Origin of the sequence: Aquitalea aquatica (assembly GCF_013911085.1) — a bacterium.
Classification (GTDB): Bacteria; Pseudomonadota; Gammaproteobacteria; order Burkholderiales; family Chromobacteriaceae; genus Aquitalea; species Aquitalea aquatica.
On sequence record NZ_JACERN010000039.1, the window covers coordinates 283,042 to 296,002 of the forward strand.

General features: G+C 60.6%; 13 protein-coding genes and 1 riboswitch. Of the genes, 9 read left to right on the forward strand and 4 right to left on the reverse strand.

Annotated elements, in window-relative coordinates; translation table 11 throughout:
- Positions 1-19: 19 nt before the first annotated feature.
- Genes pdxA through H2Z84_RS16210 form a run of 3 tightly spaced genes read right to left on the reverse strand, consistent with a single transcriptional unit; the run spans position 20 to position 4,580 of the window.
- Positions 20-1,009: a 4-hydroxythreonine-4-phosphate dehydrogenase PdxA gene (gene pdxA, locus H2Z84_RS16200; protein WP_181836888.1), complete on the reverse strand. Its 990-nt coding sequence runs from the start codon at positions 1,007-1,009 to the stop codon at positions 20-22.
- Positions 1,010-1,011: 2 nt separating this feature from the next.
- A complete protein-coding gene (locus tag H2Z84_RS16205) occupies positions 1,012-2,301 on the reverse strand; it encodes a peptidylprolyl isomerase (RefSeq protein WP_258869437.1) in 1,290 nt (429 codons plus the stop codon).
- A gap of 2 nt (positions 2,302-2,303) precedes the next feature.
- Complete coding sequence (locus tag H2Z84_RS16210; RefSeq protein ID WP_258869438.1) at positions 2,304-4,580, reverse strand: LPS-assembly protein LptD; 2,277 nt, start codon at positions 4,578-4,580, stop codon at positions 2,304-2,306.
- A 98-nt stretch (positions 4,581-4,678) separates the two neighbouring features.
- Here H2Z84_RS16210 and amgK point away from each other — a divergent pair, with 98 nt between their 5' ends.
- From amgK to ruvA, 5 genes are read left to right on the forward strand one after another with little or no spacing between them, the layout of a single operon-like run.
- Positions 4,679-5,710 carry an N-acetylmuramate/N-acetylglucosamine kinase AmgK gene (gene amgK / locus H2Z84_RS16215; protein ID WP_181836891.1) on the forward strand — a complete coding sequence of 344 codons (1,032 nt, stop codon included), beginning with the start codon at positions 4,679-4,681 and terminating at the stop codon, positions 5,708-5,710.
- A gap of 10 nt (positions 5,711-5,720) precedes the next feature.
- Positions 5,721-6,419 carry an N-acetylmuramate alpha-1-phosphate uridylyltransferase MurU gene (murU, locus tag H2Z84_RS16220; RefSeq protein WP_181836892.1) on the forward strand — a complete coding sequence of 233 codons (699 nt, stop codon included), beginning with the start codon at positions 5,721-5,723 and terminating at the stop codon, positions 6,417-6,419.
- Positions 6,416-6,946 (forward strand): crossover junction endodeoxyribonuclease RuvC, encoded by a 531-nt coding sequence (gene ruvC, locus H2Z84_RS16225; protein ID WP_103524450.1) that lies wholly within the window; start codon positions 6,416-6,418, stop codon positions 6,944-6,946. The genes murU and ruvC overlap by 4 nt, the downstream gene beginning before the upstream one ends.
- A 60-nt stretch (positions 6,947-7,006) precedes the next feature.
- Positions 7,007-7,954, forward strand: a complete 948-nt coding sequence (locus H2Z84_RS16230) for a prenyltransferase (RefSeq protein WP_181836893.1) — start codon at positions 7,007-7,009, stop codon at positions 7,952-7,954.
- Between the two features lie 30 nt (positions 7,955-7,984).
- Complete coding sequence (gene ruvA / locus H2Z84_RS16235; protein WP_181836894.1) at positions 7,985-8,578, forward strand: Holliday junction branch migration protein RuvA; 594 nt, start codon at positions 7,985-7,987, stop codon at positions 8,576-8,578.
- Between the two features lie 94 nt (positions 8,579-8,672).
- Here the strand turns inward: ruvA and ribB are convergent, their stop codons facing one another.
- Positions 8,673-9,329 (reverse strand): 3,4-dihydroxy-2-butanone-4-phosphate synthase, encoded by a 657-nt coding sequence (ribB, locus tag H2Z84_RS16240; RefSeq protein ID WP_181836895.1) that lies wholly within the window; start codon positions 9,327-9,329, stop codon positions 8,673-8,675.
- Positions 9,330-9,512: 183 nt separating this feature from the next.
- A riboswitch (FMN riboswitch) is annotated at positions 9,513-9,667 on the reverse strand.
- Between the two features lie 90 nt (positions 9,668-9,757).
- Between ribB and ruvB the strand changes: the two genes are divergently transcribed.
- The 4 genes from ruvB (at position 9,758) to H2Z84_RS16260 (ending at position 12,959) form a co-directional block, all read left to right on the forward strand.
- Positions 9,758-10,792: a Holliday junction branch migration DNA helicase RuvB gene (ruvB, locus tag H2Z84_RS16245; RefSeq protein WP_103524448.1), complete on the forward strand. Its 1,035-nt coding sequence runs from the start codon at positions 9,758-9,760 to the stop codon at positions 10,790-10,792.
- Positions 10,793-10,796: 4 nt separating this feature from the next.
- Positions 10,797-11,513, forward strand: coding sequence for a glutamine amidotransferase (locus H2Z84_RS16250; RefSeq protein ID WP_181836896.1), 717 nt, complete (start codon positions 10,797-10,799; stop codon positions 11,511-11,513).
- Positions 11,514-11,557: 44 nt separating this feature from the next.
- Positions 11,558-11,992 (forward strand): hypothetical protein, encoded by a 435-nt coding sequence (locus tag H2Z84_RS16255; RefSeq protein WP_181836897.1) that lies wholly within the window; start codon positions 11,558-11,560, stop codon positions 11,990-11,992.
- A gap of 175 nt (positions 11,993-12,167) precedes the next feature.
- Complete coding sequence (locus H2Z84_RS16260; RefSeq protein ID WP_181836898.1) at positions 12,168-12,959, forward strand: hypothetical protein; 792 nt, start codon at positions 12,168-12,170, stop codon at positions 12,957-12,959.
- Positions 12,960-12,961: the final 2 nt, after the last annotated feature.

The following is a 12,961-nucleotide window of genomic DNA, read 5'->3' on the forward strand; positions in this document are numbered from 1 at the left end:
CGTTATACGGCATGCGCTGTTATTGCCGGTTCTGTGCCAGTTGCTCGGCGAGCTTGACGGCCTCGAACAGGCTGCCGGGGTCGGCGCGACCGCTGCCGGCCAGGTCCAGCGCGGTACCGTGATCCACCGAGGTGCGGATGATGGGCAGGCCCAGCGTGATATTGATGCCGGCACCGAAGCTGGCGTATTTGAGCACCGGCAGGCCCTGGTCGTGATACATGGCCAGCACGGCATCGGCCTGGGCCAGCTTGTCGGGATTGAACAGGGTATCGGCCGGCAGTGGACCGATCAGCTGCATGCCTTCGGCGCGCAACTGTTGCAATACCGGTTCGATGATGTCGATTTCCTCGCGCCCCATGTGGCCGGATTCGCCGGCATGCGGGTTGAGGCCGGCGACCAGGATGCGCGGCGAGGGCAGGCCGAATTTCTGTTGCAGATCGGCATGCAGGATGCGGATGACGGCTTCCAGCTCCGCTGTGGTGATGGCGTCGGCAACAGCCCGCAGCGGCAGATGGGTGGTGACCAGTGCCACCCGCATGCCGGCACCTGCCAGCATCATCACCACGCGCGGCGTGCCGGTGTGCTCGGCCAGATATTCGGTATGTCCGCTAAAGGGCACGCCGGCATCGTTGATCACCCCCTTGTGCACCGGGGCGGTGACCATGGCGGCAAACTCACCGGACAGGCAGCCAGCTATCGCCACATCCAGGGTGTTCAGTACATAGCGGGCATTGGCTTGATCCAGCTGGCCGGGGGTGACCGCTGCGGCCAGCGGCACATGTTGCACTTCCAGTACGCCGGCCGGGGCAGCCGCCTGCCCGGGCAGGTAGGGCTGAAAGCGCAGGCTGTTCAGCCCCAGCTGTGCCGCTCTTTGCTGCAAGAGTGACAGGTCAGCAATGATGACCCGCCGTGCGCCGTCGCTGTGGCCTGCCAGTTGCAGGACCAGATCCGGGCCGATGCCGGCTGGCTCGCCTGCAGTGATGGCCAGCACGGGGCGGGTATCAGTCATGCTTACTTGTCGTCCAGGCGTTCTTCAACAAAGGCGGAGTCGCGCAGCTGGCGTACCCAGTCCAGATAAGCCTGGTCGAGCTTGCGCAGGCGCAGTTGCTGTTTGATGGTCTGGCGTTCGCGGTCGGCCGAGACATCCTGATTGCGTTTGGCTTCAACCAGGATCAGGTGCCAGCCAAAGGGGCTGCGTACCGGTTCGGACACCGTGCCTACCGGCAGGGCCAGCATGGCTTTTTCAAATTCCGGCACCATGTCGCCCTTGTTCACCCAGCCCAGATCGCCGCCTTTGACATTGCTGCCGTCTTCGGAATAAAGCTTGGCCATTTCGGAGAATTTGGCGCCACGCAGAATGCGGTCGCGAATCTGCAGGATGCGGTTCTTGGCATCGGCATCCGATACGGCTTCGTTGGTGCGGATCAGGATGTGCGAGGTGTGGTATTGCTCCACCAGCAGCGGCTGGTTGCCACTGCGCTTTTCAAGCAGCTGGAAAATCATGAAGCCCTGGGCGGTGCGGATGACACCGGTGTGCTGACCGGGATTCAGCTGATCCAGCATGGAGACGAATTCCGGCGGCAGCGTGGCAGCCGGACGCCAGCCCAGATCGCCCCCCTTGATGCCGTTGGGGGCGTCGGAGTAACTGGCAGCGACCTTGGCAAAGGGCTGCTTGTCGTTCAGCTCGCCCAGTGCCTTGTTGGCCTTGGCCGACAGGGTATCCAGCTGTTTGGCATCGGCACGCTCGGGTGTGCTGATCAGGATGGTGGCCAGGTGGTATTCGCTGCGATTGGCGCTCTGAGCGCTTTTCAGTACCTGGTCCACTTCGCTGTCGGTGACATTGATACGTGAGCCGATTTCATTGTTCTTCAGCCGTGCCAGTACGATTTCGCGGCGGATTTCTTCGCGGAAGCGGGCAAATGGCACCCCTTCCTTGGCCAGTTGTGCCTGCAGACCTTTGACATCCAGCTTGTTCTGTTTGGCCAGATCAGCAATGGCCTGGTCAAGATCATGCTCGTCTACACGCATGCCATTGCTGTTGGCATACTCCATTTGCACTTGTTCGGTGATCATCTGCTCCAGTACCTGGCGTGCCAGAATGTCGCGCGCAGGCGGGGTGACGTTCTGACCCTTCAGTTGCTGGATGGCGGCATCGATGCGGTTTTGCAGGTCGATATTGGTGATGACGGTCTTGTTGACCACGGCCACGATGCGATCCAGCTCGTTGACCGGGGACGCCGGCGCCGCATGGGTCGTCTGGACAATGGTTGCGATCAACAGGGCAAGCAGGGTTTTTTTCATGGTCAATTGGATCGGATGTCGGAAATATTGGAGTAGCCCGGAATCGCCAGTTTCAGTTCGGAAGTGGGATTGCTGCCCAAACCGCCCAGACCGCGCAGTTCCAGCTGGAAAAATACACCGGTATGTGTGGTGGCGGAAGTAATCGTCGTCGCCAGCGAGGCATCGCGTTTTACCACAGCGCGTGCGGTCCAGCAGCCGTCGTTGTACTCCACCCCGAGCAGATGCTCAAGCGGCTTGTTGTCGATCAGCGAGTAGTTTTCCCGCGCCACGGCATACCACTGGCGGGCGATGGGCCACTGCACACCGAAATCGATCTGGCGCAACGGACCATATTGCGTGGTATCGCCGATCTGCTCGTAACGGCCGTAGCGATAGCGCAGGCTGACTGTTTTGCCCGGCTCCGGGTTGTAGCGTACTTGCAGGTTGTAGCGCTGGGTTTTGGCCAGATCTTGGTTGTATTCATAGGTGCTGTCCAGACGCCAGGCCTGGGTCAGATCGCCGCCCAGGCTACCCAGCAAGCCCTTGCTGTTGTTTTGCAGGGTGATCTGGTTACCGTACAAGGAGGTGTCTTCATTTTTGAAGTAGTAGCGCTGGCCCAGCATCACGCGCAGGCGCTCGATACCGGTTTCGCTGCTGATCAGCCGGCTGGTCAACGCCGCAGTCAGCTGGTTGGCCGCATTGATGCGGTCCCAGCCGGAGAAGCGGTTTTCCGAGAACAATTGGGCGAAGTTGAAGTCGTTTTCCGAACTGTCGAAGTTCGGGATATTGCTCTGGTCCTTGGCCGGGATGTAAACGTAAAACAGCCGAGGTTCCAGGGTTTCGACATAATCACTGCCACGGAAATTGGCATCGCGTTCGAAGTACAGGCCAGAGTCGGTACTGAAAATGGGCAGGGTGCGGGTGATATTGCTGCCCGGTGTAGTGTCGCTGCCCAGTGCATTCAGCGAATAACTGGTGTAGTTGACGCCGAATTTGGGCTTGATGAAGCCCCAGCTACGCTCATACGTCCAGCTCACGCTGGGATAGGCGACCACGCGGTCACCGGTCTGCAGCGTGGGGTGCGAGAAGCGGGTGAGATCGCCCTGCAGGTTGAAACTGAAACCGTCCGGCAACTTTTGGTTGGCGGTCAGGCTGATCTGCGGCAGCCGCGCATAGGGCTGGTCGGCCGGGATGATTGGGTCTTCCAGCGTCTGGTAGCGCTGGGCACGCAGCATGGTATTGACGTTGCCGCCCTGCCAGCTGGTGGTGTAGTTGACCCAGGCCTGGCGCATCAGGTTGACGTTGGTGGCGCTCAGGGTGCGGTCGCCGAAGTCGGTGAAGTAATTGACATCGGAAACGTAGTTGTAGTCGTAGCCGAAGGTCAGGCCCGGTACTACTGTCTGCTTGTGCGTGGCGTACCAAGCATAGCGGTCGGTATTGGTCAGCTTGTCATTGCGCAGCTGCTCGGTATAGATGCTGCCGGAAAAATCCGGCTCCAGGTAGCGGAACTCGCCAGCCAGCATGGTGCCGTGCTTGAGATTGATGTGCGGCGTGATGGTGGCGTCGTAATTGGGGGCGATATTCCAGTAGTAGGGCAGCGCCAGGTCGAAGCCGCTGCTGCCCGAACGGAAGGTTGGTGTCAGCAAGCCGGACTTGCGGCTGCCATCCAGCGGAAAGTCGATCCAGGGGGTGTAAAGAATGGGTACGCCCTGGAATTCCAGCCGGGCATTGCGTGCCACACCGATATTGGTGGTGTAGTTCAAGTCCAGGGTGGAGGATTTCAGATACCAGGAATCATCGCCTACCACACAGGAGTTCACTCGGCTGTTGATCAGGCGGTATTGGTCCGGCCCGGTAAATTGCACTTCGCTGCCATCGCCACGGAAGGCAATGCCGGTTTTGGCCAGGCTGCGATTGCTACTACCGGCTTTGTTCTGGGTATCCGGGCTGCCCATCTGGAAGAAAGGCTGCTGGGCCGAGCCGGTATGCTCGTCCATCCAGTAATCCAGCGTCGTGCCGGTGACGACATCCTTCTCGCGCGTCAGGCGGAAATGATTGCCGGCCTTGACGCGGTTTTGCTGCTGGTAATAGTCGAGCCAGTCGGCTTCCAGGGTCTGGTTGTCGCGGATGACGACCACATCGCCACTGGCCTTGAGCTTGTCCTGCATTTGCCCGTCCATGTGGTCGGCCGTGACATGGGTCTGGCCTTGGGTGGCGGGCGGCGTGGGAAGAGCCTGGGGCGTACTATCTTCAGCCTGGGCGGCAGAAACCGAAAAAGCGGCTGCCAGGGCCAGGGTCATTCTCGTGGGCTGCAGTTTGAGCATGCACAAAGCCATATCGTGTGGGCAGGTGGGCAGGTTAAAATCAGACGATTCTATCAGCATCGTGACGAACCGACATGCAACGTTTGGAACAACTCAAAAGCTGGCTGACCAGCCTTTACCCGCAAACCGACATCGTGGTGGAGTTTGCCGCCGCCGATGCCGACTTCCGCCGCTACTTCCGCGCGCAGTTCCCTGATGGCAGCACACGCATCGTGATGGATGCGCCGCCGGAGAAGATGGACACCGATCCCTACGTGAAGGTTCGCGAGGTGTTCGCCATGGTGAATGTACCGCAAATCATCGCCCGCGACCGCGAGCAGGGCTTCATGCTGCTGGAGGACCTGGGCAAGATCACGCTGCTGGCCGCTCTGCAGCACGATGAGCGTCCGCTGGTGCGCCGCCATCTGCTGCTGGAGGCCGTGGATACCCTGGTGGAGCTGCAACAGGGCAGCCAGCCTGGCGTACTGCCGGAGTACGACGAAGCCTTGCTGCGCCGGGAGCTCAGCCTGTTTCCGGAATGGTATTGCGCCCAGGAATTGGGCAAGCCGCTCAACTTTGCCCAGCGCCAGTTGTGGGACGAAGGATGCCAGCGTTTGCTGGCTGCCATCCTGCCGCAGAGCAAGGTTTATGTGCACCGCGACTTCATTGTGCGCAACCTGATGCTCACGCCGGGCAAGCCTGGTGTGCTGGATTTCCAGGACGCGGTTTACGGCCCCATCAGCTACGATCTGGTGTCCTTGCTGCGCGATGCCTTCATCGAATGGGAAGAGGATTTCGTGCTGGATATTGCCATCCGCTACTGGGAAAAAGCACGGGCAGCTGGCTTGCCGGTGCCGGAAAGCGTGGACGATTTTTACCGCGATTTCGAATGGATGGGGGTGCAGCGACACCTGAAAGTGGCCGGGATCTTTGCAAGACTTTACCACCGCGATGGCAAGGATAAGTACCGTGGCGAGATTCCGCGCTTCATCAAATACCTGAAACGCACCACGCGTCGCTATCAGGAGCTGTCTCCTTTTTACCAGTTGCTGCTGCAACTGGTGGGCAAGGACGACACCGATGCCGAGCTGCAGTCGACCTATCCGGTGTTGAGTGTCAAAGGCTGATGGCAAGGCGATGAAAGCGATGATTCTGGCCGCAGGTCGCGGCGAACGGATGCGCCCGCTGACCGACCATACCCCCAAGCCCTTGTTGTTGGCCGGGGGCCGTCCGCTGATCGAGTGGCATATCCGCCGACTGGCGGCCGTGGGCATCCGCCAACTGGTGATCAACCATGCCTGGCTGGGGGCGCAGATCGAGCAGGTGCTGGGCGATGGCAGCCGCTTTGGTGTGGGCATCGCCTATTCGCCAGAGGCGAGCGCGCTGGAAACGGCGGGTGGCATTGCCACCGCGCTGCCCTTGCTGGGCGATCAGCCCTTTCTGGTGGTGAATGGCGATGTGTTGAGCGATGTGGATTTTGCCTCCCTGCAACAGGCTGCCAGCAAGCTGGATGGCCAGCAGCATCTGGCGCATCTGCTGCTGGTGGATAATCCGCCGCACAATCCGGACGGTGATTTCGGCTTGCTGGCGGATGGCCTGCTGGCTGCTAGTCCAGCCGCGGGCAACGGTCTGACCTTTTCCGGCATAGCGGCCTACCATCCCGCATTATTTGGCTGCACGCCAACCGGGCAGCCGGCCAAGCTGGCACCGCTGCTCCGCGCCGCCATGGCGCAAGGGCAGGTCACCGGTAGTCGGCTGGATAGGCTGTGGCTGGATGTGGGCACGCCGGAGCGGCTGGCCGAGGCGGATGCCATTGCCACAGGCTGGTCGGCGTGAGCCGGCGCATTCTGGGTATAGACCCGGGTAGCCGCATTACCGGCTTCGGGGTGATCGATCTGGTCGGTCAGCAGCGCCATTATGTGGCTTCCGGCTGTATCCGCACGCCACAGGGCGCACCGCTGGCAGACCGCATCAAGGTCATCATCGACGGCCTGTTTGGCGTGATCGATACCTATCAGCCGCATGAGGCGGCCATCGAGCAAGTATTCGTCAACGTCAATCCTGCTGCGACACTGATGCTGGGCCAGGCGCGTGGCGCCTGTGTGTCGGCGCTGGTGATGCGCAATCTGGCGGTGTCCGACTACACCGCCTTGCAGGTCAAGCAATCGGTAGTGGGTCATGGCAAGGCAGCCAAGGAGCAGGTGCAGCACATGGTGGTGCGCATGCTCAATCTGTCCGGCACGCCGCAGGCGGATGCGGCCGACGCGCTGGCGGTAGCGCTGGCCCATGCCAATCTTAGCGGCGGGGCCATTGGCGAACTGGCGCGGCAGGGGCTGAAAGTGCGGGGCGGCCGGCTGGTGTAAGGCAAACACAGCCCGGATCGGCTGCGCTATGCTGTGGTCATCGTTCTGCCGGAGTCTTGCATGTCATCTTCCCCTGCTGCCCTTGAACCGCAAGCCGCTACCCTGGCCCAGCATCCGGTGCGCTGGTGGCTGGCCACCCGGCCGGCTTTTCTCAGTATTACCCTGGCCGGCGTCGTGCTGGGTGTGGCCGGTAGCGGCTGGCCAGCCTTGCAGCAAAACTGGCTGCTGGCGCTGCTGGGCCTCATGCTGGCCTTGCTCACCCATGCTGCTGTCAATGTCATCAATGATGTAGCCGACCACCACAATGGTACGGATGCCGCCAATACTGCACGGCTGTTTCCTTTTACCGGTGGCAGCCGCTTTATCCAGAACGGCGTGCTCAGTGCCGGGCAGATGCAGGGGCTGGCCTATGGCCTGTTCGGTCTGGTGGTGTTGGGTGGTCTGTATCTGGTCAGCCTGCGCGGTTGGCCCTTGTTGCTGATTGGTCTGGTCGGCGTGGTGCTGGGCTGGGGCTATTCGGCACCGCCCTTGCGGCTCAATAGCCGTGGCCTGGGTGAGCTGAGTGTGTTGCTGTGTTTTCTGTTGCTGCCACAGGGCATGGCGGTATTGCTGGCCGGGCAGTGGCCGCAGCCGCTGCTATGGGCCAGCCTGCCCTTTGCCATCCTCACCAGCTTGCTGCTGTACATCAACCAGTTTCCCGACCGCACGGCGGACCAGCTGGCTGGCAAGTGGCACTGGGTGGCACGTTTGCCCCTGCAGCGGGCTCGCGGTGTTTACGGCATGCTGGTCTTGCTGGCTTATGCCCTGCTGGCCGGGCTGGTGTGGCGGGCGCGATTACCGCCTGCGGCCTTGCTGGGTATGCTAAGCCTGCCGCTGTCCTTGTTTGCTGCGCTGCAGCTGTGGCGATATGCTGCCGAGCCGGCGCGCTTGCGCCCGGCCATCATTGCCACCATCATGGCGGCCAATCTGTTTCCCCTGCTGCTGGCCCTGTCCTTGCTCATCGGTTGAGCAGCGGTATATCTCTGGAGAATCACCCACATGATCGGACGCCTCAGCGGCAATCTCATCGAAAAACTGCCGCCGCAAGTGGTGGTGGATGTCAACGGTGTCGGCTATGAAGTGGATGTGCCGATGACCACCTTTTACCAGCTGCCGGCACTAGGCCAGAAAACTACGCTGTTCACTCACCTGGTGGTGCGTGAGGATGCCCACCTGCTGTATGGCTTTGCCAGCAAGGAAGAGCGGGAAACTTTCCGCCAGCTGATCAAGGTGAGTGGCATCGGTGCCAAGATTGCGCTGGCCGTGCTGTCGGGCATGACCGCTGATGAACTGGCGGTCGCCATTGCCAGTGAAGACATCAAGCGTCTGTCCTCGGTGCCCGGCATCGGCAAGAAAACCGCCGAACGGCTGGTACTGGAGCTGCGCGGCAAGCTGGCCACCGGCAGTAATCTGGCGGTGCCGGGCGGCCTGCCGTTCGCCGCCACGCCGGACGACAAGAGCGATATCGTCAATGCGCTCTTGGCTTTGGGTTACAACGACAAGGAAGCCGCCGCTGCTACCAAGGGCTTGCCGGCGGAGGTGACGGTGAGCGACGGGGTGCGACTGGCGCTGAAGAACCTGATGAAGGGCTAGTGGCTGCTGCCATCTCTGGGCAATCGGCAATGAACAAGGCCAGCGGCATGCCGCTGGCCTTGTTGCTTTTACGCCGCTAATGGCAAATCAGGCGTCAGGCGCAGACTTCCTCGGCTTGCTGCTGTCGCCACTGTGCCAGTTCAGCCACCGTCAGCATGGGCAGCTGGTGCAAGGCGGCATAGGCCTGCAGCTGTGCTCCACGCATCATGCTGCCATCCGGGTTCATCAGCTCGCACAGCACACCTGCCGGGCTGTAGCCCGCCAGCGTGGCCAGCTCCACCGCCGCTTCGGTATGGCCGCGCCGTTCCAGTACGCCGCCGGGGCGGGCGATCAAGGGAAAGACATGGCCGGGGCGGGCCAGATCAGCCGCCTGCGCTTGTGGCTGAATGGCTGCACGGATGGTGGTGACCCGGTCGGTGGCGGATACCCCGGTGCTGACGCCGTGTGCCGCCTCGATACTGACGGTAAACGCTGTGCCATAACGACTGCGGTTGTCCGGCACCATGGGCGGCAGTTGCAGCCTTGCCGCATGAACCGGGGTCAGGCACAGGCAGACAATGCCGCTGCCATTACGAATCAGTCGTGCCATTTCTGGCACGCTCAAGGTATCGGCTGCCAGGATCAGGTCGGCCTCGTTTTCGCGGTCGTCATCATCGCTGACAATCACTGGCCGGCCTTGACGCAAGGCGGTCAATGCGGCGGCCAGCCGCGGGGGCAGGGAAGCAGCTTGGGTAGGCTGGGTGTAAGGCATGAAACGGTCCTCGATCAGGTCTGAGAAACACGTTTCAGGGCATGAAAAGCCGCCAGCGCTACGGATGTAGCGCCAGCGTGGGCAGGCCATGCGGGTGGCAGGCCATCATCCATGATGGACCGCACCGCCCGCAGTGCCGCCGGACAGGTCGACACCAGTCCGGGCTGGCCAGACTGGTGCTGCTGTCATCTTCTTTCATCCGGACTATCACCGTCGGCTCTGGCATCGCACCAGATCTGCTGACCCTTTTTCATCAGAAAAAGGCGCTCGCGGGCTCGGCCTGCTGGTGCGCAGGCCATACCGCCGGTGGGGAGTTGCACCCCGCCCTGAAGACGTAGCAAGGCCGCGCAATGTGCGTCGGCCAGCGGCCAGTATAGCGCAGTGGTAAGATGGCGGGATCGCACCATTTGGCTTTACGGCAACGGCACATGATTGAAACCGACAACCTGATCGGCGGCGCACCCGAGCGCCGCATCGTCACCCAGCAAAGCCTGTCCACCCAGGAAGAAGCGCTGGAACGCGCCCTGCGGCCCAAGCTGCTGGATGAATACGTCGGCCAGAAAAAAGCGCGTGAACAGCTGGAAATCTTCATCGAAGCGGCCAAGCGCCGTGGTGAGGCGCTGGACCATGTGTTGCTGTTCGGTCCCCCCGGTCTGGGCAAGACCACGCTGGCCCACATCGTGGCCCGTGAAATGGGGGTCAACCTGCGCCAGACTTCCGGCCCGGTATTGGAGCGTGCCGGCGATCTGGCCGCGCTGCTGACCAATCTGGAACCACATGATGTGCTGTTCATCGATGAAATCCACCGCTTAAGCCCGGTGGTGGAGGAAATCCTCTACCCGGCGCTGGAGGATTACCAGATCGACATCATGATCGGCGAAGGACCAGCCGCACGCTCGGTCAAGCTCGACCTGCCGCCCTTTACCCTGATCGGGGCCACCACCCGTGCCGGCATGCTGACCAACCCGCTACGCGACCGTTTCGGCATCGTGGCGCGGTTGGAGTTTTACACTGCCGAGGAGCTGACGAAAATCGTCAGCCGCTCGGCCGGCCTGCTTAATGTCACGCTGGCGGATAACGGCGCTTTTGAAGTGGCCCGTCGCTCGCGGGGTACGCCGCGTATTGCCAACCGCCTGCTGCGGCGGGTGCGCGATTATGCCGAAGTAAAATCCGATGGCATCGTCACCGCCCAGGTGGCCGACGCGGCGCTGGCCATGCTGGATGTGGATCCGGCCGGGCTGGATGTGATGGACCGCAAACTGCTGGCGGCCATTCTGGAAAAATTTGGCGGCGGCCCGGTCGGGCTGGACAATGTGGGCGCAGCCATTGGCGAATCCACCGACACCATCGAAGACGTGATCGAACCCTTCCTGATTCAACAGGGCTATCTGCAGCGCACACCGCGCGGGCGGATGGCCACGGCACTGGCCTACACCCATTTCGGCCTGCCGCTCAAAGACTAGTCCCATGCAGAAAATCATCATCAAGACTGGCCGGACCTATCCGGCACTGGCAGCACAACTGGGCGATTTCGAAGACTGGATTGAACGTGAACTGGGCGCTGCGCCTGGTGAATGGCGGGTGGTCGATGTCCAGCGCGGCGAAGCCTTGCCACCAGTAGCCGACTGCGCCGGTGCGGTGCTGACCGGCTCCCCGGCCATGGTCAGTGACTATGAAGACTGGAGTGTCAGCACGGCGGCTTGGCTGCGCGAGGCGGTACAGGGCAATGTGCCGCTGCTGGGCATTTGCTACGGCCATCAGCTGTTGGCCGATGCGCTTGGCGGTACGGTGGGCTACCACCCACTGGGGCCGGAAGCCGGTGTGGTGGATATCAAGCTATTGCCGGAGGCGAGGCAGGACCCGCTGCTGGCAGGGCTGCCAGCAGCCTTCCCTGCGGCGGTGATCCATTGGCAATCGGTGACTGCCTTACCGCCCGGTGCGGTACGGCTGGCAGCCAATGATTTCGAAGCCAACCATGCTTTCCGTCTTGGCTCGGCCTGGGGCGTGCAGTTTCACCCCGAGTTCGATAGTGCCGCCATGGCAGCTTATCTCAGTCACCTCGCCCCGGCCTTGCAGGCCGCAGGAACAACGGCAGAGGCCTTGCATCAGCCCTTGCGACCTACCCCGCATGCGGCGGGCCTGCTGCAGCGTTTTGCCCGTTTGCTCGCACACCAGGCGGCCTGATTCGGCCATCCCGGTCCATCTTTGTTTTCCAGAAAGGGAACATCATGTTTTATGCACTGTTTACCGCCATTGTTGCAGTGGCGCTGGCCGCTTCGCTGGCGGTGGTGCGTTTTTTTGATCCGGCGGTATACAAGATACTACTGCGTACGCTGGGGCAGGATCTGGCTGACGCCTGGCGCCGCTATATCAGTTTTGCCATTCTGGTGGCCGGGATTTCCGGCGGCGTGCGGCCGTGGAATCTGGAGCAATACCTGCCTCCATCGGCAGGCAAGGGGAGTACCCAGCTGGAAATTACCGGTGCGCGCTGGCTGCTGGAGCTGTGGAATGCGCTGACCGAAACCCTGCGTTCGATTGCCCTGGTGATGTTGCTGTTTTTCCTGTGCTCGATGATGGCGTATGTGATTGCCCGCTCGCTGGAATTACGCCGCAGTCGGGAATTGCCGGTTGATGCTGGACAGCAGGATGCGGAGCAAGATTAAGAACGCAGATGCTGTGCTCTAGTGGCTACCGACTGATAGCGCTTGTTCGGACACCGCCGCGGTAATGGGCGGTGTTGTTGATTTTGCACAGCAATTTGACGGCATTTACATTAATTGACATTGGCATTTTTGATGCTCAAAATGGCGGCTCCTTGCATTTGTATGTGTCATTAAAATGAAAAAACTCGCGTTCCTGCTTGCTGCTGTTGCCTCAACTTCGGCTTGGGCTGCCAATGTCATGCCACCCGTACAATTGGGTATTGAGGGCTATCACGAGACCTATCATGAAATGGTGGACGGCTCCAGTTTCATGACGGAAAAAGCACGTATGCTGGGTATTACCATGGCGATACGTGAAGATGTGAACGATAAGGGCGATGCATTCCTGTTGCGTGGTCGTTATGCTTGGGGCAGTGCTGATTACTCCAGCGCATCAGGTGAATTCAGTGATCTTAGCCGTAAGAATTTTGATTTCAGCCTGGTTTATCAGCATGACTTTGCCTTGAGCTTCACCACGCTGACACCAGAGTTCGGCATTGGTTACCGCCGGCTGGATGACCATCTGGAACAGTCCGGCTGGGGCGGCTATGAGCGCAATTCCATGTACAGTTATTTGCTGTTTGGCATTAGCAGCCGTAACACGCTTAACGCTGACTGGATGATTTCACCTCGTATAGCTTACAAGTATGTGATTAGCGGAAGCCAAGAATCCAGATTGAGCGATATCAGCTCTTCGTGCAGCAATCTGAATAACCGCCAGAAAGACGGTTATGGCTATGAAGTGAACCTGTCTTTCGACCGTAAGCTGAGCAGTGGTAACTACCTGTCGCTGGCGCCGTATTATCGTTACTGGAATATCAAGGACAGTGATACCTCTACTGCCGTCTGTGGAAACTGGATCATTTCCGGCATGGAGCCACGCAATACCACCAAGGAAGTCGGTATGAATCTGTCGTACTCTTTCTGAGT